At 56.0% G+C, this 23,051-nt stretch carries 21 protein-coding genes; 4 read left to right on the top strand and 17 right to left on the bottom strand.

All coding sequences use genetic code 11. The features are described 5' to 3' along the window. Window positions 1–510: 510 nt before the first annotated feature. From Q7U76_14840 to Q7U76_14810, 7 genes are all read right to left on the bottom strand, one after another. Window positions 511–699, bottom strand: coding sequence for a hypothetical protein (locus Q7U76_14840; GenBank protein ID MDO8357661.1), 189 nt, complete (start codon window positions 697–699; stop codon window positions 511–513). Between the two features lie 281 nt (window positions 700–980). Next, window positions 981–1,802: a DUF928 domain-containing protein gene (locus Q7U76_14835; protein ID MDO8357660.1), complete on the bottom strand. Its 822-nt coding sequence runs from the start codon at window positions 1,800–1,802 to the stop codon at window positions 981–983. A gap of 8 nt (window positions 1,803–1,810) precedes the next feature. Beyond that, window positions 1,811–4,054, bottom strand: a complete 2,244-nt coding sequence (locus tag Q7U76_14830) for a CHAT domain-containing protein (protein MDO8357659.1) — start codon at window positions 4,052–4,054, stop codon at window positions 1,811–1,813. A 130-nt stretch (window positions 4,055–4,184) separates the two neighbouring features. Next, entirely contained in the window at window positions 4,185–5,981 is a 1,797-nt protein-coding gene (locus tag Q7U76_14825) for a ShlB/FhaC/HecB family hemolysin secretion/activation protein (GenBank protein ID MDO8357658.1), read from the bottom strand. Continuing rightward, on the bottom strand, window positions 5,969–8,821 hold the full coding sequence (locus Q7U76_14820) for a filamentous hemagglutinin N-terminal domain-containing protein (GenBank protein MDO8357657.1): 2,853 nt from the start codon (window positions 8,819–8,821) through the stop codon (window positions 5,969–5,971). The genes Q7U76_14825 and Q7U76_14820 overlap by 13 nt, the downstream gene beginning before the upstream one ends. 83 nt (window positions 8,822–8,904) lie before the next feature. Then, window positions 8,905–9,735 (bottom strand): hypothetical protein, encoded by an 831-nt coding sequence (locus Q7U76_14815; GenBank protein ID MDO8357656.1) that lies wholly within the window; start codon window positions 9,733–9,735, stop codon window positions 8,905–8,907. A gap of 101 nt (window positions 9,736–9,836) precedes the next feature. After that, window positions 9,837–10,775 (bottom strand): M12 family metallo-peptidase, encoded by a 939-nt coding sequence (locus Q7U76_14810; GenBank protein ID MDO8357655.1) that lies wholly within the window; start codon window positions 10,773–10,775, stop codon window positions 9,837–9,839. A 273-nt stretch (window positions 10,776–11,048) separates the two neighbouring features. Here Q7U76_14810 and Q7U76_14805 point away from each other — a divergent pair, with 273 nt between their 5' ends. After that, on the top strand, window positions 11,049–11,336 hold the full coding sequence (locus Q7U76_14805) for a hypothetical protein (GenBank protein ID MDO8357654.1): 288 nt from the start codon (window positions 11,049–11,051) through the stop codon (window positions 11,334–11,336). Between the two features lie 802 nt (window positions 11,337–12,138). Here the strand turns inward: Q7U76_14805 and Q7U76_14800 are convergent. The 3 genes from Q7U76_14800 to Q7U76_14790 all read right to left on the bottom strand — a co-directional run bounded on the left by Q7U76_14800 (window position 12,139) and on the right by Q7U76_14790 (window position 14,096). After that, a complete protein-coding gene (locus Q7U76_14800; protein ID MDO8357653.1) occupies window positions 12,139–12,324 on the bottom strand; it encodes a hypothetical protein in 186 nt (61 codons plus the stop codon). Between the two features lie 614 nt (window positions 12,325–12,938). After that, window positions 12,939–13,439, bottom strand: coding sequence for a response regulator (locus Q7U76_14795; protein MDO8357652.1), 501 nt, complete (start codon window positions 13,437–13,439; stop codon window positions 12,939–12,941). A gap of 534 nt (window positions 13,440–13,973) precedes the next feature. Further along, complete coding sequence (locus Q7U76_14790; protein MDO8357651.1) at window positions 13,974–14,096, bottom strand: hypothetical protein; 123 nt, start codon at window positions 14,094–14,096, stop codon at window positions 13,974–13,976. A 334-nt stretch (window positions 14,097–14,430) separates the two neighbouring features. Here Q7U76_14790 and Q7U76_14785 point away from each other — a divergent pair, with 334 nt between their 5' ends. Further along, a complete protein-coding gene (locus Q7U76_14785) occupies window positions 14,431–14,946 on the top strand; it encodes a histidine phosphatase family protein (GenBank protein MDO8357650.1) in 516 nt (171 codons plus the stop codon). 48 nt (window positions 14,947–14,994) lie between these two features. On the opposite strand, the gene Q7U76_14780 is transcribed toward Q7U76_14785, so the two are convergent. From Q7U76_14780 to Q7U76_14770, 3 genes are read right to left on the bottom strand one after another with little or no spacing between them, the layout of a single operon-like run. Continuing rightward, entirely contained in the window at window positions 14,995–15,729 is a 735-nt protein-coding gene (locus Q7U76_14780; GenBank protein MDO8357649.1) for a thymidylate kinase, read from the bottom strand. Continuing rightward, window positions 15,677–16,426 carry a dTMP kinase gene (gene tmk / locus Q7U76_14775; protein MDO8357648.1) on the bottom strand — a complete coding sequence of 250 codons (750 nt, stop codon included), beginning with the start codon at window positions 16,424–16,426 and terminating at the stop codon, window positions 15,677–15,679. Before tmk ends, Q7U76_14780 begins: the two co-directional genes overlap by 53 nt. Beyond that, window positions 16,423–17,976, bottom strand: coding sequence for a Ppx/GppA phosphatase family protein (locus tag Q7U76_14770; GenBank protein MDO8357647.1), 1,554 nt, complete (start codon window positions 17,974–17,976; stop codon window positions 16,423–16,425). Before Q7U76_14770 ends, tmk begins: the two co-directional genes overlap by 4 nt. A 343-nt stretch (window positions 17,977–18,319) precedes the next feature. Here Q7U76_14770 and Q7U76_14765 point away from each other — a divergent pair, with 343 nt between their 5' ends. Continuing rightward, the gene (locus Q7U76_14765) at window positions 18,320–19,204 is read left to right on the top strand and encodes an SDR family oxidoreductase (protein ID MDO8357646.1); all 885 of its coding nucleotides are present in this window, start codon (window positions 18,320–18,322) and stop codon (window positions 19,202–19,204) included. Between the two features lie 37 nt (window positions 19,205–19,241). Here Q7U76_14765 and Q7U76_14760 read toward each other — a convergent pair whose 3' ends face one another. The 4 genes from Q7U76_14760 to Q7U76_14745 all read right to left on the bottom strand — a co-directional run bounded on the left by Q7U76_14760 (window position 19,242) and on the right by Q7U76_14745 (window position 22,264). Then, window positions 19,242–19,679 (bottom strand): cytochrome c maturation protein CcmE, encoded by a 438-nt coding sequence (locus Q7U76_14760; GenBank protein MDO8357645.1) that lies wholly within the window; start codon window positions 19,677–19,679, stop codon window positions 19,242–19,244. A gap of 42 nt (window positions 19,680–19,721) precedes the next feature. Then, on the bottom strand, window positions 19,722–20,918 hold the full coding sequence (locus Q7U76_14755; protein ID MDO8357644.1) for a hypothetical protein: 1,197 nt from the start codon (window positions 20,916–20,918) through the stop codon (window positions 19,722–19,724). Between the two features lie 8 nt (window positions 20,919–20,926). Beyond that, a complete protein-coding gene (locus tag Q7U76_14750) occupies window positions 20,927–21,139 on the bottom strand; it encodes a hypothetical protein (protein MDO8357643.1) in 213 nt (70 codons plus the stop codon). Window positions 21,140–21,532: 393 nt separating this feature from the next. Next, on the bottom strand, window positions 21,533–22,264 hold the full coding sequence (locus Q7U76_14745) for a chlorite dismutase family protein (protein ID MDO8357642.1): 732 nt from the start codon (window positions 22,262–22,264) through the stop codon (window positions 21,533–21,535). A 139-nt stretch (window positions 22,265–22,403) separates the two neighbouring features. On the opposite strand from Q7U76_14745, the gene Q7U76_14740 reads away from it, so the two are divergent. Continuing rightward, window positions 22,404–23,024 (top strand): hypothetical protein, encoded by a 621-nt coding sequence (locus Q7U76_14740; protein ID MDO8357641.1) that lies wholly within the window; start codon window positions 22,404–22,406, stop codon window positions 23,022–23,024. Window positions 23,025–23,051 lie beyond the last annotated feature (27 nt).

Below are 23,051 nucleotides of genomic sequence, written 5' to 3'. Positions count from 1 at the left end.
TGCGGCCTTGCTGGACGGCCTTTTTGAGCATCCTGTGGTAACTCAGACCTCGATATCGTTCGGAGTAGTTCAACCGTGTTTTTCGCATACACCGAGTTTTTCCGCAGCCTGCTAGCCGGTTCGATTCATCACTACGGTCTGTCTGGGAATGTTGATGTGGGACTGTGGCCCGTGGCGGGGCGGAGAGGGGAGCGTTGTCCTTGTCGTCGCCCTACCTTCAGGGGGGCAACACGTTGGGGAAAGGCTCCTCCGTTCACCTCCTCCATCTGGATCACGATGTCTTCGATTGCATGAGCCACGAGGGCCACTAGAGGACCATGTCCTGTCCAATACACCGCATTTCTGAGGCGCTCAATGAGAGGGGTGGGAATGGAGATGGTGACTCGCTGTTTCTCCGAATGGGGAGAGGGCCGGACCTCTCGGAGGTTTCCATTGAGGGAGGGATGATCGACGGATAGTCGTGTCTGCTCTATGCGGCTAGAGGAAGAATGAGGATGAGAGGTTCCGTTGTCAGGCTGGGGTGTTGGAATGCTGGGCTGTCTGTTCATGTGGTTTGTATCCATTACGGTGCTCCGGCTGAGCACCACCTTGTTGGTTGTGCTGGGAGGGATGGTCGGTACTAAGGATACTGACTGCGATGACCCAGATGAGGCCGACCAATCCGGCAAGGAGCGCCCACACAATGATCTCCTGTGTCATCGTCGCGCCTCCCTTCATTGCTGGAATTGCCATTAGTTATATGAGTATCCAGCAAGCTGTGTGCCTGCTAGGACGGTACAGCGCTTCTATCGTTGTTGATGGTTTTAGCCGAGAAATAGATCTTGCGCGGCTGTCGTAGAAGGAATGAATGGTTTGCCTGAATCGAAAAGGATTCTGTGCTGAATCCAATTGGATTGACCGGATCGAAGAGACGGGAAAGGGTTGATCTGGTTCAACCACACACACGAGAGAAAGCAAATAACGGGGTGATGAGGGCAGGGCTAGCGGATGGGGGTTTGAGCTGAACGAAGATCCCAGTCTGCCACCCCATGGAGACCGATCTGCTTGAGCAGCGCGGCACGTTGTCTCCGGAGGATCTGGTCGGATGGATTCGCGTCGATTAACTCACAGAGGCAGGCCATGGCATCGTACCAGAATCCTCGCACGGCATTTCGCAGAATGCTTTGCCGGTCGCAGGTGAGGTCGACGGCCGTTTCCACCAGGCAAGCGTTGAATTCACAGCGCTCGATGATCCCGCCGGCGACGATATCCTGCGACGGGGATTCCGAATTGCGAATGGCGGAGATATACCAGCGATATTGCACTTCCGGTTCGAGGGTCAACCCGAGATCCTTGAGATTTAGCGATTGGATGCCCGCATGATTCGGTGTGGGAATCAGGCCTTCATGCAACGGTTTGACCGATCGGGTGTCGATGAGTGTAAACCGAATGGGCAAGGAGGTCGGCTTGGAGAGGAACCAGTTTAAGGAGGGCGCCTGTTTCACCGTGAGGCCGACATGGTCGGGAACCAGGGCCACGATTTCAGGGTCTTTCCCATCCGTTCCCCGTAAGCCTCCTCCGACTCGTGCGCGGGGTGTGGTCTTTTTCCGAGGGGTATAGAACGGCATCGTCGGCTCTTCCCGTTGATCGGATTGGGCGACGATGGGCCGGTCGGCGATAGACGTGGCGTTTACGCCTGAATTGAAGCCAGGCAGGCTGAGGATGATGAGCAATGCGCTGTTGACGATGACCGATGTCTTCACGCCGAACCTCTGTCGTTGAAGCGGTGAGGGGCGTCCACCGATGTACTCTAGCATGCTCATGATGCCAATCACAGCCAGTTATTCAGCAAGAGGAACGCCGACCAGTAGGCCGGGTGCTCATAGACCCGATCTGCTAAGAGCCTCTGCTGTGCGAGTTGCAATGCTTGTGCCTTTGACAGCTTAGGGTTGCGCAATTGCTTGTAAAATTCAGTGACCAGCTCAGACGAAGCCTCATCGTTGATGAACCAGAGCGTCGCCAACGCGCTGCGGGCGCCGGCCTTGATGGCGACACCAGCGAGACCCAAGGCAGCTCGATCGTCTCCTACCCCTGTTTGACAGGCACTGAGGGTCAACAATTCGAGCGGCTCTCGACGAAACCGGAATAATCCGATGAGCCGATCCAGTTGGTTCAAGGTCAGTTTTCCGTCGAACGTCAGTAAGAAGGACTGATTCACATCGGTGGCGAACTGTCCATGGGTGGCGATATGAAGAATCCCATACTGCCCATCCCGCAATTCATGTTCCAGTCTGGTGGTGAGGAAGTCTCGATTCAACAACTGGTCCCCGCGGTAGAGGTCTTGAATCGTGCTCATTTCACCCGCGACATATGGCAGGGCAGGAAATCCTTGCACGGCTGCTGTGAGTCCGCTGGATAACATCCTCACCCGCTCCCGGTCTATCGGACGTGGATCGGTCAAGTTGAGCCCTGGCGTGACGGCGACGGCATATTTATTGATGAGAAATGTGGCACCGTCGTGCAGGGCCGCCATGGGAATCGTCCTGAGTGAACTATCCGGGACAAAGACCAGGGTGGTGATATGCTCACGGGCCAGTGCTGTTTCGATCGGGCGAATCATCCAGTCATAGAGCTGTTGGGCATGCGCAAGATATTCCCGCGTAGTGCGTTTTTCGACGGTGCGGCGAAAGAGGCGGACCTCTTTCGTGAGCATGTCCGCACCGACCGGCACGGCAAATCTGGTGAGGCCTGTGGGCAGGCTCACCAGCAGTTCCAGTCTGGTCGGGAACAGAATGGGATAGATGACAGCCGTGTTCGCCGCCAGGGTATCGAATTTCGTGAGTCTGGCCTGTAGCGCATCGACACATTCGTCTTTGAAGTAGTCTCGCAGTTCGGCGGCCTTGTAGGCTTCGATGGCGTCGCGGGCCGCTAACAGGTATTGCGTGGCAGCCGGCTGCGCTTCTGTCAGCGAGGCCCGCTGGAGCAGCAGATCTGCCAGCTCAAAAAACAATGGGCGTATCGGATTCTCATCCGACCAGGTGGCGTCTGCCGCAGCCACGGCGACGGCCTGACGAATCGGTTGTAACGTGCTTGTGGCTTGTCGATAGGAGGCGATGGCCTCGTCGAGCGTCCCTGTGGCAGCTAACTGTCGCCCGAGTTGCCATTGCCAACGGTACAACGACTCCGGTGCATCGACCGATTGCGCGGAAAAGATCGCGCGTCTCGTGAAGGCCAGGGCTTCGTCCAGCCGCTCCTCCAACTCATAGAGATGGCCGAGATGTCCGAGGGCGAACGACAGGGTGCGCGCATCGCCCATCTGTTCAGCCAGGCCAGCCGCTTCTTGTAAGGCTCCTGCCGCTCTGAGGGTCAGCGGGCTACGGAAGTCCGGGAGGGAGGGGAGCAGATTGCGATACAGCAGCCCGATGTTCATTAGGGCAATAGCCTTCTCACGAGATGCCGGCAAGGCATCGGTTTGTTCAAGGGCTTGGTCGATCCAGATGCGGCTGTTCGTCGGCTGATGGAGTTGCAAACTTGTTCGTGCTGCATTCAGCCGTGCATGCAGTGCGACAAGGGACAGCCCTGCTTGTTGGGCTAACTGGACGGTGTTCGTAAAGTGAGTGAGGGCTTCTTCTGGACGGTTCTGGAGCGCAGCGAGAATCCCGAGGTCGTTGAGGAGAGCAGCCTCAAGCGCCGGCGATGATTTCTCCTTGATGAGTTCACGGGCTTTCGTCAAATGAGTCGAGGCGGCATCGAGCTGGCGTGCCGTCAGATAGGTATGTCCCAGTTGTGCCATGACTGTGGCCCCCCACTGACTGTCCGCTGCCTGCTGCGCAAGAGCCAAGGCCAGTTCAAGGAGTTGGAGGGCCTGTCTGGTTTGGCCCAGCGACTCAGCCGCTCGTGCTGCAGAGACGAGCGCGCGACTCTGATCGTGCGATCGGCCCTGTCCCTCATACTGCCGTGCGGCATCTTTCCACAGTCCTAACGCCTCTTCGTAGGCGCCACGTTGAAAGGCCTGCGTGCCTTCTGTCATCGCGCCGTCGGCAGATGAGCCGGCCCCTGAACCAGACGCCGTCATGGAGGGAATCAGAAGTAGTGCGCTGAGTAACAGGCATACAAGGGGTTTAGGCTGAAGGCTGAATGCTGGAAGTTTTGTATGGTCACGCATGCTTAACCCCTGAACGCCTTCAGCCTATCCACCTATCTCGTTACAACACCTGAATGACCAACTGCAGATGAATTCCATGGTCTTGCAAGTTCCCCGGCGGGTGAGGAACATGATTCAGCGGCACACCCCAGTAGAGTTCGAAGCGCGCACGATCGCGCGGCAGAATGTTCCATCGCACACCCAGTCCGACACTCGCCAATGTTTGAGGATCGGGCGTCGTGCCTTTGGCATTCCAGGACCGGCCCATATCCACGAATTGCGCGAACTGCAATAAATCTTCTCCGCTGGCATAACGCATGAGGGGATAACGCGTCTCGACCGACGCGAGGAAAGCGTTGTCGCGTATGAGTGTGTTTTCGCGGTATCCGCGCACACTGAATCGTCCGCCCACTGGAACCTGTTCCAAGGGAAAGAGCCGGTCGTTCGCCAACTGCATGTCCATGCGGCCAAGGATTTGGAGTCCTCCCCATTCGTCCATCCGCTTCACGGCTTGAACCTGTCCTAACCATGAAAAGAATTGTCCATCCGGAACAGGTCCGCTATTGATCGTGGCGCCGAGAACGTCGATGCCTAGGCTAAAGCGGGATCGAGCGGCGATAACGGAAGAAGGCGTGCGGTGCGTATATTCTTGCGTGAAACGGAGCGCACTCACCGTGTTCACCCCTGTATTCGTCGAACCGGGTATGAACTCAAGCGGCTGTCCGGGGATATCGTCGAAGATCGAGGTGATTTTGTTGTACAGCCGTTCGCCGGTGATCGCGATGGCGAACTCATCGGAGACGGTTCGATAGATCGGCTGCCGGAGCGTGAAGCCGATGATTTCCGCTTCCGCATTCAAGTCGAGAAAGCGAAAGGCATTGTCTACGACGAGGAAATCGTTGCGCCGGTAGGAGGCGATGAAGGTCGTATCGTAGCGATTCAAGGGGAGTGAGTAGGAGGTGTCGATGATGGGGTTGACACCACGCGACTTGCCGTAGGTGAAGCTGAAGGCGTCGCCATTGCCGGTCACATTCTGGTGCGCGATGGTAGCCAGGCCTCGTTCGGCTCCAACCACGGGGGTTTGGTAGTTATTGAAGTCCAGCCAGGCCTTCCAGGGACTGGCTTCCTTTACTCTCACGTGCAAGAGGCTGTCACCACGCTTGTCGCCGGGACGGAGTTCGGCATTGATCTGTTCGATGCGCGGATCCTGTTGCAGCAACTGCAACCTTTCTTGTAATGGCTCAAGCCGCAGCGGCGTCTGTGTGCCTCGCTCGACGCGGTCGCGTAGATAACCGGCGCGGAACCAATCGTGGCCTTCGATGTCGATCCGGGACAAGGTACCTTCGATGATCTGGACGGTAATCACGCCGAACGTGACATCCTGATCGGGAATGATTGCGCCGGAGGTGATGTAGCCTCGATTCACATAGAGGAGGGTCAGTGCGAGACGGAGGCGTTCAAGATCTTCAGTCGTCAGGACCCGGTTCTTGTAGGGAGTGGTGACTTCTGCCAGTTCCTCATCGGTGAAGACCGTATTGCCGATCACATGGATATAGCTGGCAAAGACCCTGATCTGGCCCAGCGGACTTTTCCCATCTCCCGCTGGAGGGATGGGCACGATCGGAAGGGTGGGGAGGGGAGCTGCGGGGGGAGCCTTGAATTCTTTCTTCAGCGGCGCAGGCGGCTCACCCGATCGCCCGGTTGGATCGAAGATCGGAGGGAGGGCCTGTTGCGCATACGATGAGGTTCCTGCCAACGCGGTCAGCATGGCGCCCCCAAAGAATATGAGCCATCGTGCCGCTCGATGGATTGCCTGGTCGGCAATAGATCGAGGAGCGCATGGATTTACGAATGGCACCCAGTAGCCTCACTATCGGCGTAGTTGGCCATTAAAAACCCTGCCGGCGTGAACCGGCGGAGCGAGACCGTGCCGTCGTCATGGGTAGGTATCGCCGTGATTGTTGGGATAGAGCCAACGGCATGGCCTGCGACAAGGCTCTCGTCTAACGAAGCGAATGCGAGCGGGCTCGCCAGCCAGCCTCCTGGGTCGGCGGGCAACTGCTCACGTCCGGCGACGACGAAGCTGCTGGCCTGACCGTTAGCCAAGGCCGCACAGCGTTGAGTCAAAAGACTTTGTGCCTGACGGGGCTTTGACGTTAAGGTTCCCAAGCCGCCGCTCAAATTAGACGTCGGGCTCTGAATCGTGACCGTTCCATTCAAGCCGAATTGTGACGAGGCACTCACTAGGCTGCTGGAGTCGGCTAAAAAGAGGGGAGTGAAGATCGTGATGTTCCCGCCGTTGCCCTGGATGGCCTGGGCCAGAATCTGGCTATTCTGTAGCACAACCACATTCGGATCGATGCTGATGTTCCCACCGCTGCCGCTCCCGCCCATGACCGATGCGCTGATGAGACTGTTTCGAATCACGATCTGATCCGCAGCGCCGATTTTGATGTTGCCGCCGGAGGCCTGCGTCGCCTGCGTCGTGATCGAACTATTCTGCATCATGAAATCGTCGCCGGCCAAAGCCGTAATGTTGCCCGCGTTTCCGGTTCCCGTACTGCTCGCCGAGACAGAGGCAGTATTGGTGAGCCGTATATCCTGCCCGGCGGTGATGTTAATGTCACCGCCCTTCCCGCGCGAGTTAAAGAGGCTGCCGCTCTGAACAGCAGTGGGTGTGACGGTTCCGAGTGAGTTCGTTCCCCTGCCGGAAAGCGAAATACTTTCTGTTGCGACGATGGAAATGTCGCCTCCCGTGCCAGTGGCTGCGGTGCCCTGCGTGAGGCTATTGATCTGGCCGCCGCTTGTCATGGATACGTTACGCGCCGTGAGGTTGATGGCGCCAGCGTTTCCCTGGCCGATCGTGCTTGTGTTGATCAATCCGAGATCCGAAACGGCAATGGTGTTTGTTGCGCTGATATCAAGGGAGCCGACACTGCTTGCGTTGTTGCTCAGATCAACTCTGCTTCCCCCCGCGATCGTCACTGAGTCGGTAGCCGCAATCAAGACTTTTGGATCGGTAGGCGGAAGATTGCCAGGAATCGATGTCGTTTCGCTGAGAATCTGTGCTTTGTTTGTGAGCGACAGGATTCCCGGCTCGATTTTGATCCACCCAGTTCCGCCGGGTCCGCTGTTCTGGTTGAGGACTCGCGTTGCGAAGTCTCCTTGCCCCATAAGTGACACTTCGCCTGTGGCGATAAGATGAATGTTCCCCGACGAAGCAGTATCACCACCTAGGGTTTGAATAGAACCGCCAGTGGCAATTATGAGGTTCGTGACGTTCATCGTGATATCGCCTGCGGCCGATTGACCTCCAGCCTGAGTCAGGACCTTTCCACCATCAGCAATCGTGACAGTAGGGGAGGTTTGCGTGTTCAGGGGGGTAAGAGCAATGGTTCCCCCTGTCCCACTCCCAGCGTTAATGGTTTGCAGCAAGCTGCCATTCCCAAAGGGGTCAATTCCCTCCATAGTGAGCGATTGTTCAATTGTCAGACTGATATTTCCGGCCGGTGCATTGCCGAAGCCTTGATTTGCAATGATGGAACCATCCGTGAGCATCAGGCTTCTTGCCTCGATCTCAATGTTGCCTGTCCGGCCTGCTCCAAATCCTGTCACGTCAACGGTGCTTTGATTTTTGACCAGCATGTCTTCAGTCGCGTGGACGCTGACAGTTGTTGTGGCACCGTCGATGTCGCCTGACGATCCGGCAAAGATATAGGCCTGGTCCATTTCAAACTGACCACCTCGAATTCTGACGGTGCCTCCTGGATCGCCGGAAACATCGAGCGTGGCTCCTTGAGAGAGGCTGATGTTCCCCATGGCCAGCCCGTTAGCGGGCAGGAACTCGGCAGCCAACACTTCGCCAGCAGAAGCGACGCTTACCATATTGACTTGTCCGCTCGAAGCGAAAAGGCCTCCCCCACCAACTGTAACACCAGCGGGCACCGAGACGGTCGTTTCCGTATCTGGGTTGACATAGGTGAATCCTTGATTCCCACCCACAAGGGAAATTGATTGCCCAGCTTGAACCGACAAGGTGCTTCCTTCAACGCGGATGGCGGCCGGGTTCGATCCAAGGAAACCAAATGCGGAAACAGGTGCGCTTGTGAACACGCTTGGTATCGCCGGGCTTGCGTGGAAAATGCCGGCGTTTGAGCCGTCGGCTTCTGCGAGGCGTAGGTAGTTTGCCGTTGTGAAGGTGACTGAACCGGCAACGTTGAGTGAAGCATTTGGACCGAACACGATGCCGTTAGGGTTCAAGAGATAAAGATTTGCCGAGGGATAGAAGCTAGCGCTGTCGACGGTTCCAAAAATACTGGATGGCTGTGGATCGGTGATTCGGGCGAGTATGTTCGACACAGTTGCGTCAGGAATCGGGTTTGCGAGTCCTGTCTGAAACCGGGCGTTGTCGAACGACGCGAGGTTCAATTCTCCTAGGCTGTGAAACAGGTTGTTCCCCGATTTGGTCCCGCCCGTGATAACGCAGTTTGCGGTGCACAGGTTTGTTGGAGTGGCAGAGGTTCCGGAGGTGACGATCGTTCCAAGACTGGCGGGACTGCCTGTCCCGCCAGTCGGGGAGACTGCCGTGCCAGCGTGTACAGACTGAGACGATGGAGCCCAGAGTCCAAAACAAAGAAACACAAAGACAGAAAAGGCGGTCCCTCGTGTTATTCGAATTGGAGACTGGGTGTGTCTCATGATAATTCCCCCTTAGTCATCAAAAAATCAAAGCGCCGCGCTCGAATTCCATCAGGACCTAGAGCGTGCAAAGAGGCAACTCTCTAAGGCCAGTTTCGGCAGAAAAACCCGAAGGCTCTGCAGAACCAATTTTGTCTTCCATGCCCCTCGTTCCACTGTAGGAGGCTCGGGAGATAGAGGCCCGGAACATCTTCTTCCTGGCATGTTAAATCTGCAGGGTCACAAGACTTTCCCTTATCTGGTATTCCAGAGGAGTACATTTCGATAAAACGGGTGTTTCCCGATGTGTTGAAATCGAGGAATTTCCCGTTTGCCAGCTTGATCGCCGTGTCGACACGCAGGATGCGCGTTCCGCCAAGATCGACATGGCCCGAGGGTGGCCAGCCAGTCCCGGGAGGGTTGATGGTAAATGCCAAGGCACCCGGCGTATGTTGCTGTTGATTCAGAAACGTAAACCCCTCACTCGTCGGATTCTTGAGATACATGCCTGACAGGATGGAGCTTCCGCTTGCCTGTTGGAAAAGGCCTACCGCCTTTATCTTGTAGTACATCGTTGGGGGGGTAGTCGGATTGGGTTCCATTTGGCCTTGGAAGATGATTGGGAAATTGTTGACGTAGGCGTTGCTCGCCGTGATTCTTGTGTTAACAAGCCTGAGGGAGTCTTCGGCGCCGTCGCTCTTGGAACTCGGGAATTCGACCTGTGCCGTGCCGCCAGAATTTGCAATGGTGACAGAACCCCCTGTGGCAGCGTGAGTGTAGGTGCGAGCTGGAATGGTGACCGCGCCGTTAGTCACGGCGTCCAGCGTGGTGTCGCCGATGGTGACAGTGATGGTGTAGTCCGCGTGAGCCGCGGATGCGACAGCAAGAGTGAGAGCGGTCATGACCGCAAGCCGGACCATAAACTGTAATTTCATAATCCCTCCTCAGTTAAGGTGCGAAACGCATTGGTGCAATCTGCTGTTGCGATGCACGCTTGTCGTTAACCTTGAATGGTCGTTCTTGATTCCACATCGTGTCATTGAATTGTAAGATTGGTCGGGGCTGCCGGTGGCGGATCAGGCGTGTTATTGGCTACACATGACACGTTGCCAAGGATGCCGCCAGTTCGGAAGTTCGCTACGGTTGTCACCGTGCTGTTCAGAATTCTTGCGTTGTCAGCTGGTCCGTCGCAGTTAATCACAGGATTTTGTTGTTGAAACTTATCCCATTGTGTCTGTTCATTATCCGTGCACGCATTGGCAGGAATGGGAAAGCCTTGCGTCCGACCCATGGGGTCTCCCCATACTGGATCGTCCACAGACGGGTTCGACCAATGGAGACGGCGATTGCAAGCATGACGCTGCTGCTTGACCCCATTCTCGATGACCGGGTCGCCATTTTTGTCGAGGATGTCCTCAAGAGGACAATCGGGCCGGTGATATGACATGACGGTCATCCATCCCTCGTCGGCTTTCACGTATCCGTAGTTATAATCCGGCTTGTTCCGAGCTTGCTCCACGTAGCGGTCATGATTCGCCTGGAGAACATGGCCAACCTCGTGGACGAAGGAGCGATTACTGAGCGCGCACTTACGGACAACAACGGAAAAGGCTAAATTGGCATTGGGGGTCAGATTATTATCGAGGTATGGCGACATGCCACAATCGGTTCCGAGGGCGTCGCTCACCCACAGACTGACAACATCCGCCTTGTGGTCTTTGCGAAGCTCGAAAATGTCGTTGCTCGCGGTGTTGCCTGCATCCCGTAAAGCATCGAGGTTGTCATTGATTCTCCGACTCGTTGCCTCCGTAAATTTATCGGCTGTGCCATGATGAACCAGCCTGGCCGTGGCCTGGATGCCGCTGTTAGCAAATGCTTCTTTGAGATCTTCAACAGCCTGGCAGGCCATAGCTGCGATGCCGTTGGGATCCTGGTCTCTTGCAGCCGTTGTATACAAGATCATCACATCGATCATTGGAGGGTCGCCTCCGGCGGTCAATTTTAACGGTCCACTCACTCGGTCATCCAACATCCTCAACACTGATGACATGCCTGCCGCTTGCCGTATGAGCGCTCCGTGCTCCGGGGGGAAACCGCTCGGATCTATGGCGAGGATTTCTATAACACTTGTGTCGCTGGGAGATGGCCTGATTTCATAGATGAACCGACCCTTCTCGACTGATCCGTAAATCGCGTTGGTCGTTGGGTTTACCATGAAACGGACTCGGCTGCCTGGAACACCCTCGACATGCCCTTTCCACATCACGCTGTCCTGTGCTGGTTGAAGACTATCCGTGACAATGACGGCCGATTGCTTATTCGGCAATTCAACGAAAACTTTCGGCGCCGAATTGGCAGGATTACTCTTGAGTACCTGTTGCACAACAAATGGATTGAGTCGGACGTGGTGAATCCCTACAACCGTTTTGGATTGGATCGGGGATTTCTGAATAGCTTCGAGGGCGATTGTCCGCAGTCTGTTAAGTTCTCCTGCCTGCAGCGGATTGGCCAGTGCGGGCGGCTGGAGCGGCGGTAATGGTGTCGGTGGTTCGATTTCCGTAGTCGGCTGGGCCCATGCTGTCTCTGTCGAAGGATAAGTGTGCGGCACGGCTGTACTAAATGTGCTCAGGTAGACTGCTGCTAGTACAACTCTGGCCGTTTCACGATTGCGCAGGTCCATCCTCATCCCCTTTGCGGCGGCTCCCAAGTTATCCGCACTATGCTCCGATCGAGGAAAAGGTGCCAGGAACCTTTCCGCTCTTTACGCGGATGGGTGCGCCCAGCGTGATGCAATCGTGGGAAAATGAAAGGAACCGATTGTTCAGGCGAGTCTGAGGCGCCATCCGTGGCATCTCCTTGTCGTGCATTCGACCGATCCAACCGTGGACTTATGCACCGATTGCTGGTTGGTGCCCTCTAGCTAGGCTTCCAACAAGAATTTCTCAATACCTCTTTAGTTGCACATACATGGATGATGTGGCTCATGATTATGTCCACTACAACCTGCAGTAGCGCTCATTCTTCGAATAGGACGCTTCTTCCTACTTAAGCCAATCCGAAACCCTTCCGATAGATATCTATCTGTCTGAGGGGAGGGGCCGGTGGCTGTTGGTTTTCGTATTCTGTGCGTGCTCATCTTTATTGCGTCGCTTAGTAGTTGTCTGAGCGTTGGCCTTCACGATGCCCCTCTCGGAACAGCTCTCCCACTTGCGTCTGCTTCGATCGCTTCCAGTTCTCACGCTCCTCTGTTCTTTCATGGGGAAATCTTTCAACCGGCTCTTGGTCATTCAGGCGCTAAAAGTTCAGATGCCTTCTTATTGCTCCCCGCAGGAAGCGAATTATCGGCTTCGTCGATTACACTCTCGACGAACGCGGACGGATCTGTCTCCCTTCACACGAATGGTGGCTCCGTTTCCACGCTGCGCGGCCTCGACCCCGCCCTCGTGAATCCTGATCTGTTGCCATTCCTTTTTCCGTCCTGCGATGTTCCCGCCGTTCTTCTCGGTGTTGCTCGCTGATCCCATTTATCGAGAGCCATCCGCCCGCTCTTGCTCGTGAAGCTCTTCTATTAGTGCTCCCAGTTCCCGCGAGATATCGGCTCTCCCGTGGCTTGAGTGGGTGTGGCTCCCACGACTGTTGTCCTCTGTCTATCTGAGCGAGTGGAGTTGATGTCTCGTGGAATGATTGCTTGGTTCGGCCCAGCGCATCGCAACAATCTTGGTTTGAGGGAGAAGAATCGTCCGTTGCTTCTATGCTCTTTCATTGATTGACTGAGCCTTTCCTCAGGAGGAAATCAACAAAAAGAAGGAGTGCCAGTTTCGGCGGTCACTGAAGCGACACTCCTGTTCGATTCTCGTTTCGCGCCTTTCTGACAAGGAGTATCGCAATGGATGTGCCAGCAGCAGTTAGAGCCTCCTGTAAGAAGCCTTTCGTGAATGTATTCGAAATGGCAGGTTTTTCCTGATTTCAAATGAATAGACGCCGGTATGGAATGCCCCATAGATGCCCCTGACGGATTCTGGCTGAATCTAATTGGATTGAGGGAGAATCCAATTGGATTCAGAGCGCGACTCTATTGAAGAGTCATGGGTGTACTGCGGCGCGAGGATCGTTCACCTGGTGCGGTGAGAAGTCTGGTTTATCGCTCGGTATTCCTGTCGTGATACTCCTGAAGGGTCTCGATATCGGAGGAGGAGACCGTTCTTGGTGGCGTGGCCGGCGTCGGTGAAGGCTCGTTGCCCGAGTCCTGCTGTTTCCTGAGTGTGAAGAGATGGACGGCGGTTCGGACTTTTTGCAGCATCGTGTCCCGTGACACGGGCTTGCGCATCCAGTCGCTCACACCGTCTTGAAGAATCCCTTGGAGGAAGGCTGTGTCGTCGGTCCCGCTGTAGACGATGATGGGGATCGCCGGATGATCTTTCCGGAGATAATGGATGAGGTCCATTCCGCTTCCGTTTGCCATAGCCAGGTCGCAGATCACGGTGCACACGGCGCTTGCCAGTACCGGCTGATCTAACAGTTTCTTCGCGCTGGTGCCATCAGGGGCGAGCCAGACTTCATAGCCCTGTCGGCTCAACGTGAGGAGCGTGGTTTCTCGAAGGTCGTCATTATCATCGACCACCAAAATTACTCCGTGCATCGCTCTGCCTCCCTGTTCGATCCGCGGCCAACGGTTGATCTGGTCTATCTGGTTTATCTCGTTGTCTCGTGTTTTTGTTTAATCGGGCCAACCGAATACACTCGTGAATCCAGGTGAACCAGACATACGCAAAGAAGGGCCGCGTTTTCGTGGTTGTTGAAAACGCGGCCCATTGGGGAGACCTGTAGCCGGCCGCTGTGCTCTGGGTGAGAGGACTCAACACCTGAGGGGGCATCGGGCTGTTGTCGGTTGGCAGCCAGATGAAGGGTGGGCCGGATCCACGTCTCGCCATTGTTCGGGGTTGCGTTATGGCTGCTAGAAGTTCTTGTTTCATGTCTATGCTCAGTACCCTGCGAGATTACGTCTTGCTTCGTTTTTCCTGTGACTGGAACTTGAGAAGCTATTTCTCGCAGGATGCTCAAAATGTCCGTCCAGCAAGGCCGCAGCGAGTGAAGGGCCGAAGGCGTACCCTTGTGGTACGTTGAGGGCCTGAGCGATGCGAGAATGCCGCTGGATGGCATTTTCAGCATCCTGCTAATCCTCCCAGATCCAGGTCACAACCAGATAGATCACGGCAGCCATGAGGGTGTTGGAGACGATTAATGTTGCGGCAAAGTCCATCTCGATTCCCTCCTTGTTCGGATGTCCTACGTGCATTCTTTCTTGTTGGTCCTCTTGAGCAAGTGATATGCCAGATTGATTGCGCATAGGATCATCGAACTGTTTGTCCTAACCAGCTGTTTTCTTGATGTGAAAAGTATGCGATCGGAATGGTGAGGTCGCACTGTTGATGAGACTCTTCGTGAAGGAGTGAATCTCTTTTGATTGAAGTGGAATCGGATTAGGTGCAGCAGACAGCCGAGGGGCACGACTAGTGCGACAGGCGCGACGAGCAAGCCATGATTCCGCTGATCTCGCTTGTCCGGCCTGTGTTGTTCAGTTATTCTCCGGGCATCATTTGATTGACTATTGACGTAGGAGTGGAGTCTCGATGGATTGTCTGTTCGTTCGACATGGGATCGCGGTTGAGCGAGAGGAATGGAACGGGAAGGATGTCGATCGCCCCCTGACGGAGGAGGGTGTGCGACGAGTTCGTCAAGTCGCTGCTGGGTTGCGCCGACTGGCGGTACGTCCGACGGTGATCTACGCGAGTCCTGCGAGACGTGCGGTCGACACGGCGCAGTTGCTGCACGACCTCTTAGCGAGGCCCTCGCGCATGGAATTACGCGATGAACTCTTGCCTGAGGCGTCGCCGACAGACCTGCTCCACCTGCTGAGAAGTTGCTCATCGGAGTCCTGCGTCATCTGCGTGGGGCATGAACCGCAGTTGGGCCTGACGGCCGGTGTCCTTCTCTCCGGGCGAACTTCCGAATCGTTTCCTTTGAAGAAAGCCGGGGCCTGTCTGATCGAGCTGTTCGCCCCTGTGAAGCCGGGACGAGGAGCACTTCGTTGGTGGCTGACGCCCGGTCAATTGAGGGCGATGGGAGGGCTCAAGACCAAAGGCTGACGGGGATGGATTATATGGTTGGTTTTGTTCAACCAAACAACGTTCTTCTTAGGCCGGATGGATCAGGTGGTCGGATGGTAGTTTAGGACTTCGTAGTCTTGTCGTCAGCAGCGGCTGAATCTTGTTGCGCAGTTCCTCCTGAATCTCATCCGGCGATTGTCTGGCATCGATCACTTCGAAGTGAAACTCTTCCGCCATCTTGTCGAACTCCTTGATCAGGAGAGACTGATACTTCTTGAAGCTATCGTAGAGATCGTTGCCCAGCCGGAGGTCCATTCCCGATTCCCAGAAGTTCATGCCTTTGGTTTCGATGACGCGCAGCACGAGTGTTTCGACGTCGATCCGCATATAACAGACGAGATCGGGAACTAAGGCAAACCCAAAGACGTCTCTGGCCCATTGGCGGTTCCCGCTGCGTACAAAGTCTCGCGCGAGGGCGGTGTAGATATACCGGTCGGCCAGGACGATGAAGCCCGAGCGAAGCGCGGGAATGATTTCGTGTTCTAAGCGGTCCGCGAAGTCGGTGGCGTAGAGCAGACTGAACGACCATCGGTCGAGAATATTGCCTTCTTTGGCCATTTCGATCGTTTTGGACATGAGGTTGGAACGGGTCCAGCCGGTCGTGATCACGCCATAGCCCTGCACCTCCAGCCATTCCTGCAGCATCTCGATGTGCGTGGAGCGGCCGACGCCGTCGGTACCTTCGATGGCGATGAGTTTCCCTTTGAGGTCACTCGGATTTAGGTACGTCAAACCGTCGCCAAAATACTGTGCGTCGACCATGGGTGCCCCGTCTTGGTTTGTAGTCTGTGAGCGCCTCTCCGACGAGGCGGCGCATGTCGTTCTGCTGGGCTTCGATGTCTTTCGTCGCATCCAACGTGATGAGCTGACATTCATCGACGATCTTCTCGTACTGCGACAGGATGCTCGATTGGAAGAGACGGAAGCTTTCGGTGACGTCCGGGCTCAGGTTCATGTCCATGCCGGCTTCGTAGTATTTGAATTGTCCGCGCGTGCCGCCGAGGAGCCGCGTGATAGCGACTTCGATCGGCACTTTGAAATAGAAGGCCATGTCCGGGGTAATCGCGAAACTGTAGAGCTTACGAATCCATTCGGGTGACACGCCGCGGACTACGTCACGCGCGAAGGCGGTATACATATAACGGTCGGCCAGGACGATCATGCCGGCTTTGAGCGGGGGCAAGATGTCGTGGTATAGACGGCTGGCAAAGTCGGTTGCGTGCAGCAAGCTGAACGTGGTCGGCGTCAGGCTTTTGTTCTTTTTGCCCCGCTTGGTCGTGTCCTTGACGAGTTCCGAGGAGTTCCACTCCGTGAAGAAGACTTTGTGGCCTTTCGACTCCAGCCACTTATGCAGCAGGAGGAGTTGTGTGCTCTTGCCGGAACCGTCGATGCCCTCGACGATGATAAGTTTGCCCGGGTAGGGATGGGGCGTCATCAGTGGAGGTGGTTGGTTGCTCATTCTGCATCGTCCTGTGCCATGACGGAAAACTTCAGGCGGCGGCGGAATACACGTTCAAATAGATCCGCTCGCCCTGCTGCGGCCCAGGTTTCTAGTTCCGCATCGCCTGTGACATGGAGGTGAATCGTCAGGGTGGCGGTGGTGTATTTGACATCCAGGGTACGGACGACCGAGAAATGCGTTCGGTCCAAGCCATCGGCGATTCGAAGCAGCGCGGACAGGATTCGCACGATGCGTTTGTGTTTGGGGGAGAGGTTGCCGAAGCCCTCGTGCTTCAAGAGTGGGATGGCTCGCCGGTGGTAGCGTGCCACATTAGCCACCACCTGGATTTCCTCGCCGGACAATCCTCCGAGGTCGCTGTTGGTGATCAGGTAGTAGGCATGTTTATGGTGCTGGCGCTCATTGATGAGGTAGCCGACGTCGTGCAGAATCGCGGCATATTCCAGCCAGTTTCGCTCAGTGGGTCCCAAGCGATGGAGGCGGGTCGTCTGATCGAAGAGGCGTAGGGCTAAGCTGGCGACATGCAGGCTATGGGTTTCAGGAGCCTGGCAGCGGCGGGCCAAGGCGATGACGTTACGCCGCCGCAAGTCGGGGATTTCGGCTTCGGCTTTGAGTCGCTCGCGATGGCGCTGGATAAAATCGTAAATGATGCCTTCTCGGATCGCCTTGTCGCAGAGGATGAGTTCATCTCGCCCTGAGAGCTCCATGAGACGGCGCAGGACGATCGTGGCAGGCAGGAGGGTGTCGACGCGTTTGGGGTCGAGCCCGGGGATTGCCAGTCTGGCTTTGATGGTCGATTGACGGAGTGCCTGCTCGATTTCTTTGACGTCTTTGAGTGACACCGTGGCGAGATTGATTTGGGGAAGCGGGCGATTCGTTCGGCGCAGATGAATAACTTCCGCCAAATTGCCGGCCATGCCGGAGGTGGCGATCAACGAGTCGAATCGCTTCGTCTTGAACGAGTCGAGCGCAGCCTTCAACTGGGTTGTCACAGTGTCTTCGAGGGAACGGAGCATCCCCTCGGAGGGTGGTGTGCGCTTGAGGAATTCATCCGCCAGCCGAATGGCACCGAGTTTGAGGCTCTTGGCATGCAGGAGCTGGTCCCGATTGCCGACCATGAGCTCGACCGATCCTCCGCCGATATCCACCGACAGCGTTGGCTGCTCGGTCATGGGGACGTTATTTTTGACGCCCAGGAAGATTAGTCTGGCTTCTTCTGTGCCGCTGATGACGCGAACGGTCAGCCCTGTCTGTTCGGCGACGAGATCGATAAAGTCTCCCCCGTTTTTGGCCTCACGCACGGCGCTGGTGGCCACGGCAATCATGCGATCGTAGCCTTTATTTTTGGCGAGGGTGACGAGATGGCGAATGACGTCGAGTCCACGGGTGACGGCCACGTCTGACAGGCGATGGGTCGAGAAGGCGCCATCTCCGAGTCTCGTCATGTCTTTGAAGCGATCGAGGATTTTGTAGCTGGCGTCCGGCTGGATCTCTGCCAGCACCATATGGATGGAGTTCGTTCCGATGTCGATGACGGCAATCTTTGCCATGATAAATAATATCAGTAAAACAAGTATTTACGGAGCAAACATGAATGTGTTCACGATGTTGATGTTTTGATATTCCATGCGCACTGGTCTGTATTCATTACACCGGCTAGACGGAAATCTCTTCGCCAATGCAATGAGTAGGGCAGGGTCTGCAAGGGCGTCAGAAACCATAATGAACTGGCAGTGGCCTGTCAAGGTTGTGAGGGTTAATTCTTGGTTACATCCTGGTGCGCTGCCCTCTCTCGGGCCGTCATGGTACTCTCGCCTGTCTTGTTTGACTGGTTCATCAGTTAGCTTTGTTCAGCCAAATAACCAGACAAACCAGATCAACCGGAGAAACCAGATGAACCAAATCAACCAGATGACTGTTGTTGTGACCGGTGCTTCGACCGGCATCGGTGCGGCTTGTGCTCTCGATTGCGCTAGTCGTGGGATGACGGTATTTGCCGGAGTGCGCGATCCTCGGGCAGGGGAGGCGTTGGTTGCGAAGGTTGGCCCGTCACTTGTCCCGATCCTACTCGATGTCACAGACGAGCCGTCGATCGCACGATCTCTTGAAGTGGTGCAGCGGATTGTCGGCGAGGCTGGTCTTGGTGGACTCGTCAATAATGCCGGGATCGTTGTCGGGAGTCCGCTCGAAGTGATTCCTCTCTCGCAACTCCGGACGCAGCTTGAGGTTAACGTGATCGGGCAGATCGCCGTGACACAGGCGTTCCTCCCGTTGCTCCGACTGGGCCATGGCCGAATCGTGAACATGGGGTCGATTGCCGGTTGCGGCACCATTCCTTTGTTGGGTCCCTATTCGGCCTCGAAGTATGCGCTCGAGGCGCTGACGGACGCGTTACGAATGGAGCTGCAACCCTGGGGAATCCAGGTGTCGATTATCGAACCGGGAGCCATTGCCACACCCATATGGGAGAAATCAGGCAAGGCAGCACAGGAGCTTGAAGCCTTGGCGGGCGATGAGGCTAAGGCTCTCTATGGTGAGGCGGTGAGTCGAGTTCGTGAAGCGGTTGCCCAGTCTGCTGAGCGGGCGATCTCACCGGATGCGGTGGTTCGAGCGGTGCATCATGCGCTGACGGCCGCTTGCCCGAAAACCCGTTATCTCGTGGGGAACGATGCCAAGTTACGAGCTTGGATGGTGAAGTGGTTGCCGGATCGCATGCAAGATACCTTGCTGACCCTGGCACTAAACTATCCGCGCAAAGGTTCAGCCCGAAGAGGGTAGGAGACGAGGTGATGTGGAACGAGACGGGGAGGCGCTGTTAGCCGACCAGATCGGGGTTGAGCCGATTCATGGGCTTGATCGAGAGCGCTTTGATTTCATTGTAAATGATCGTGCGGCCTGCCTGGCGAAGGCGTGAGAAAACTCCTTCAACAATCACTTGGTCGCCTTCCCGAACTTCGATCTGTCCGAGGCTGATGACCTTCAGCGTGCCGGCCTGATCTTTCAAGAGAAATCCGTAGGCCGGCTGGCCTTGCCGATTCGTCGCGAGCTGGACGTTGGTGACCTGTCCGGTGACTACGACTTCCTGGCGGTCATACTGTTCTGGATGGGTGAGCAGCTCAGCGATTTCTAGAAGATTGGAGGCCTGGACCAGCAATGGGAGCGAGATGAGTGAGAGTAAAGCGGCTAGCAGAACCAGGGCACATGAGGCTCTGCTGCTTCGACGCGCTGTGTGATGGCTCAACAGTGTGACCATGATGTGGCTGTATTATACCTCACCGGGAACAAAGCGCAATCGTTACCACTTATCGGAGGCTCTGCCGGTTGCATCCTCGCCGCGCATACTATTGAGGATCTGAGCCTGCATTTCGCTCAATTCTTTCACGGCAGGTTCGGAAGAACCTTCCAGTGCGCCCGCTTCGAGCTTCTGCCTTGGTGCGGTCCGCTTGAGTAATTCTTCGTCCAGCGCCTCACGCGAGGTGTCCATGTCGTTGAGGATAGCGATGAGCCGCTGCAGCCCGAACAGGTTTCTGGTGATTTCCGAATGCATAGCGTTGGAGCTGGCTCCGAAGACGAGCGAGGTCCAGAATTTGACTTCGCTTTCTTCCGCCAGGCTGCCCCAGACCATCAAGGTCAATTTGTCGATAAGCGCGGACTCGGTCTTTTCCAATCCGTCGTAGGTCGAGAGCGAACGTTCAATCGGCTGTTCGGCCAGCACGGTGAAGGTTTCTTTCCATAAGTCCAAAGGCGACGTCGTTGCGGCTGCGTCAGGCGCACTGGCCCGTAACGCCATCTGGAGCGCCTGCAGATATTGCGTGAGGTACTTCACTTTGCGGGCTGCAAGACTGCCGGCCGGGATGCCCCATACGTGGCCGATTTCGTGGTCCTGCAGCGGCGCATAGATGGCGGTCTGCCGCTCGCGTTCCGCCAGGTTGAGTCGCTTGTGGTATTTCTCAGCCATGCGGAGTTGGGTTTGGTATTCGATGCTCAGCCGCTGCTGTTGATATTCTTCAGCCGTGATCTCATCGGCGTCCCACCGTTGCTCCAGCTGGCGGATTGCGGGCCTCGGCAGCACGGTTCTGGCGGAGGCCTGCAAGGCGTCGAGCGTTTCGGCGGAGACGGAGAATCGCTCGGTCAGGATGGTGCAGGCGCGGGCAGCGAGGTCTTCACGGAGGCGCGCGAGTCTCCCGAGAGATTCGCATTGCAGCCAGGTTCGCTCTCGCTTGAGTCGCACCTGTCGGCGGTATTGGTCGCGCCGATCCGTCACGGCCTTAATGGCTTCTTTCGTCATGTTGGTATTCGTGGGTTTGGTCCCGGCGACGCAGCGAGGGTCCGGCCGGTCTGCCACGATGTAGAGAATTTCTTCGTCCGTCACGTCGAAGTGCTGGAGCATGATCAGGCGGAGCATGATCCGGCCTTGCATCGGCATGGCATCGATGACGGATCGGATGATGTCAGCGGTCAGAAGGGAAGCTGGTGAAGCGGTGGTGGTCATTGGAGCCCCTATGCGGTTCCGGAATGGCGCGATTCCAGATAGAGGGCGACGTATTCGCGAATCTCTTGAATGGTCCCGCTGACGAACATGTCCCGTGGGATTTCTACGCGCGTGAGGGTAGCCGGGTCCACCCCGCGTTCAATCGCGTAGTCTTCGTCGATGTATAAGCTCAACGATCCGTCGGGAAATCGGATTGCGTACAGTGCGTTATTGTCAGCCATGGCTCGTGTCGAGGCGCTATTCCTCTAATGTCCGCCTCTCATTCGATAGAGGTATCATACGGGTGAATCGGCTGTCAAAGTGGTGAGTCCGCAGCAGAATGCTGAAACAGCCTGCCAGCTTCATTCTCGCCTCATCGAAATCCTCAACGGGGACCCGGCCGCCTCACCACTCGGCGGCGCGCACAAACGTGGTGCTCCTTATTCGTCGCACCGTGCGCCCCAGTGGGTACGCCTCCGGTGCGTTCGTCGGCTGCGGCCTTGCTGGACGAACTGTTTGAGCATTCTGTCGGGATGCCTCCCCCTCTTGTCTAAGCGTAGGGAAGCTCTCTCAAAAAACACGGCCTTCGATCGTGAGACCGAAGGCCGTGTTCAAAGCTTCTCTGTTATGCGGTCTTAGCCGCCGAGTGTGTCGAGCGTTTCCTTGAGAGTCTTGCGAATACAGGTGAAGATCGGTGTATCGCGCAACGTGTAGCGTGAGCCTTCGGTTTCGCGGAGTGCCATCACGAGGTCCAGGAAGTCTTCTGGCTTATCGCTTTCAAACGCCACCACCCATTCCTGGTCGTCCAATCCGAACGAGTAGGTCGTGTTCAGCTTCACTGAGGGGAAGCGATGGCCGACTTCGATGTGCTCGTCCATCATGCCCTGTCGCGCAGCCTTCGTCAGCAGGAACCATTCGCGCGTCTTGAGGAACGGGTAGACGAAAATGTACTTGGCTTTACCTGGCACGACGGTGAGGCGCTTGCTCTCTTGGTTCTCGTGGGTGTGGTGATCCACATAGACCGAACGTTTGGTGATCGCGAGATAGGAATAGGGAGTGGTGAGGTACTGTCCCAAACCAGAGGCCAAGATCTTCGTGGTCATATCCTGGAAAAGTTCCAGCTCATAGCTGATCCGCCACAACATGATGTCGCAATCGCCCCTGATGCCGATCGAGGAGTAGGCCACCACGAGTACTCTGCCGGCGTATTCTTCGACTGCGCGCTGGAATTCCTCTTTGCCTTTCGTCCGCTCACTCTCGGGAAGGCGTCGCCAGGCCGGGTCGATTTTGTAGAAGGCGAAGTTGACATACTGGCGTTTGGGTGCTGGGGGTGCGGTGGGCGCCGGGGTTTGTTCAGGGGTCGACATTGAAACTCCTCCGTATAACTTCTTGAAAAGGCACGCTAAGTAGCGGCTCGGTTGTTTATCACTTCATCTTTGCGGTTGTCAACCGACGGCAGCTCGTTTGGGCCATTCGTTGACAGGCGAAAAGTGATCTGGTACTGGCATGCCCATGTGGATTGTATCGGTCTATGGGATGAGGACTTTGCTCCTATGTGGGGGCCTTGTCGTATTGAGTTGTGTCTCGCCTGTGACTGCCCATGCCATTGAGGTGCATCCCACTGCGGAGCAGATTCAGGCGGCACTCGATCAGGGAAAAGAGGCGGCGCAGAAGGGAAGCCCTCCCGATACATTCTATGTTCGATTCGGCGCGATCGATGAACTCCATCCAAGCGGGTTTTTGATTACGAAACTCGGTGGTCTGTCGGTCATGGCGACACATATGGCTCTACGGGGGATTCAGTCGAGCGAGACCGATGTGATGCAGGTGCTGGAGGGCCAGACCATGCTGGTCAGTATCGTCATTTTCGGGAACGCCCCCAACTTCGCGGTGGACAGTTATATGGTGTTCGATCAGGGAGGAAAAACCATCAAGCCTCTGACCATCCGCTTCGATGGGTTTGCCAATCGCAGTGCTGCCTGGCCGGAAAGCCCGCGATTCAAAGCGAAAGTCATCGCGTCATTCAACTATGCTGACTTCGATCCGAATGCCAAAACGACCATCACGGTTTTTCCGGCGAACGGGGGAGAGTCGAGTTTTAGTCTGGATTTTTCCGAGATCCAGTAACGGGATGCTGGAAAAGGGACGGGGTAG

It is taken from the genome of Nitrospirota bacterium (assembly GCA_030645475.1).
GTDB lineage: Bacteria > Nitrospirota > Nitrospiria > Nitrospirales > Nitrospiraceae > Palsa-1315.
The sequence above is the reverse complement of the archived record's forward strand: the minus strand, read 5'-3'. Positions and strand labels throughout refer to the sequence as shown.

Coding starts and splice junctions, on each gene's coding strand:
- Q7U76_14840 (MDO8357661.1), bottom strand. CDS start 699: ATGACACAGGAGATCATTGTGTGGGCGCTCCTTGCCGGATTGGTCGGC.
- Q7U76_14835 (MDO8357660.1), bottom strand. CDS start 1,802: ATGAGCATGCTAGAGTACATCGGTGGACGCCCCTCACCGCTTCAACGA.
- Q7U76_14830 (MDO8357659.1), bottom strand. CDS start 4,054: ATGACGGCGTCTGGTTCAGGGGCCGGCTCATCTGCCGACGGCGCGATG.
- Q7U76_14820 (MDO8357657.1), bottom strand. CDS start 8,821: ATGAGACACACCCAGTCTCCAATTCGAATAACACGAGGGACCGCCTTT.
- Q7U76_14815 (MDO8357656.1), bottom strand. CDS start 9,735: ATGAAATTACAGTTTATGGTCCGGCTTGCGGTCATGACCGCTCTCACT.
- Q7U76_14810 (MDO8357655.1), bottom strand. CDS start 10,775: ATGATCGATGTGATGATCTTGTATACAACGGCTGCAAGAGACCAGGAT.
- Q7U76_14805 (MDO8357654.1), top strand. CDS start 11,049: ATGCCCTTTCCACATCACGCTGTCCTGTGCTGGTTGAAGACTATCCGT.
- Q7U76_14800 (MDO8357653.1), bottom strand. CDS start 12,324: ATGGGATCAGCGAGCAACACCGAGAAGAACGGCGGGAACATCGCAGGA.
- Q7U76_14795 (MDO8357652.1), bottom strand. CDS start 13,439: ATGCACGGAGTAATTTTGGTGGTCGATGATAATGACGACCTTCGAGAA.
- Q7U76_14790 (MDO8357651.1), bottom strand. CDS start 14,096: ATGCACGTAGGACATCCGAACAAGGAGGGAATCGAGATGGACTTTGCC.
- Q7U76_14785 (MDO8357650.1), top strand. CDS start 14,431: ATGGATTGTCTGTTCGTTCGACATGGGATCGCGGTTGAGCGAGAGGAA.
- Q7U76_14780 (MDO8357649.1), bottom strand. CDS start 15,729: ATGGTCGACGCACAGTATTTTGGCGACGGTTTGACGTACCTAAATCCG.
- tmk (MDO8357648.1), bottom strand. CDS start 16,426: ATGAGCAACCAACCACCTCCACTGATGACGCCCCATCCCTACCCGGGC.
- Q7U76_14770 (MDO8357647.1), bottom strand. CDS start 17,976: ATGGCAAAGATTGCCGTCATCGACATCGGAACGAACTCCATCCATATG.
- Q7U76_14765 (MDO8357646.1), top strand. CDS start 18,320: ATGAACCAAATCAACCAGATGACTGTTGTTGTGACCGGTGCTTCGACC.
- Q7U76_14760 (MDO8357645.1), bottom strand. CDS start 19,679: ATGGTCACACTGTTGAGCCATCACACAGCGCGTCGAAGCAGCAGAGCC.
- Q7U76_14755 (MDO8357644.1), bottom strand. CDS start 20,918: ATGACCACCACCGCTTCACCAGCTTCCCTTCTGACCGCTGACATCATC.
- Q7U76_14750 (MDO8357643.1), bottom strand. CDS start 21,139: ATGGCTGACAATAACGCACTGTACGCAATCCGATTTCCCGACGGATCG.
- Q7U76_14745 (MDO8357642.1), bottom strand. CDS start 22,264: ATGTCGACCCCTGAACAAACCCCGGCGCCCACCGCACCCCCAGCACCC.
- Q7U76_14740 (MDO8357641.1), top strand. CDS start 22,404: ATGCCCATGTGGATTGTATCGGTCTATGGGATGAGGACTTTGCTCCTA.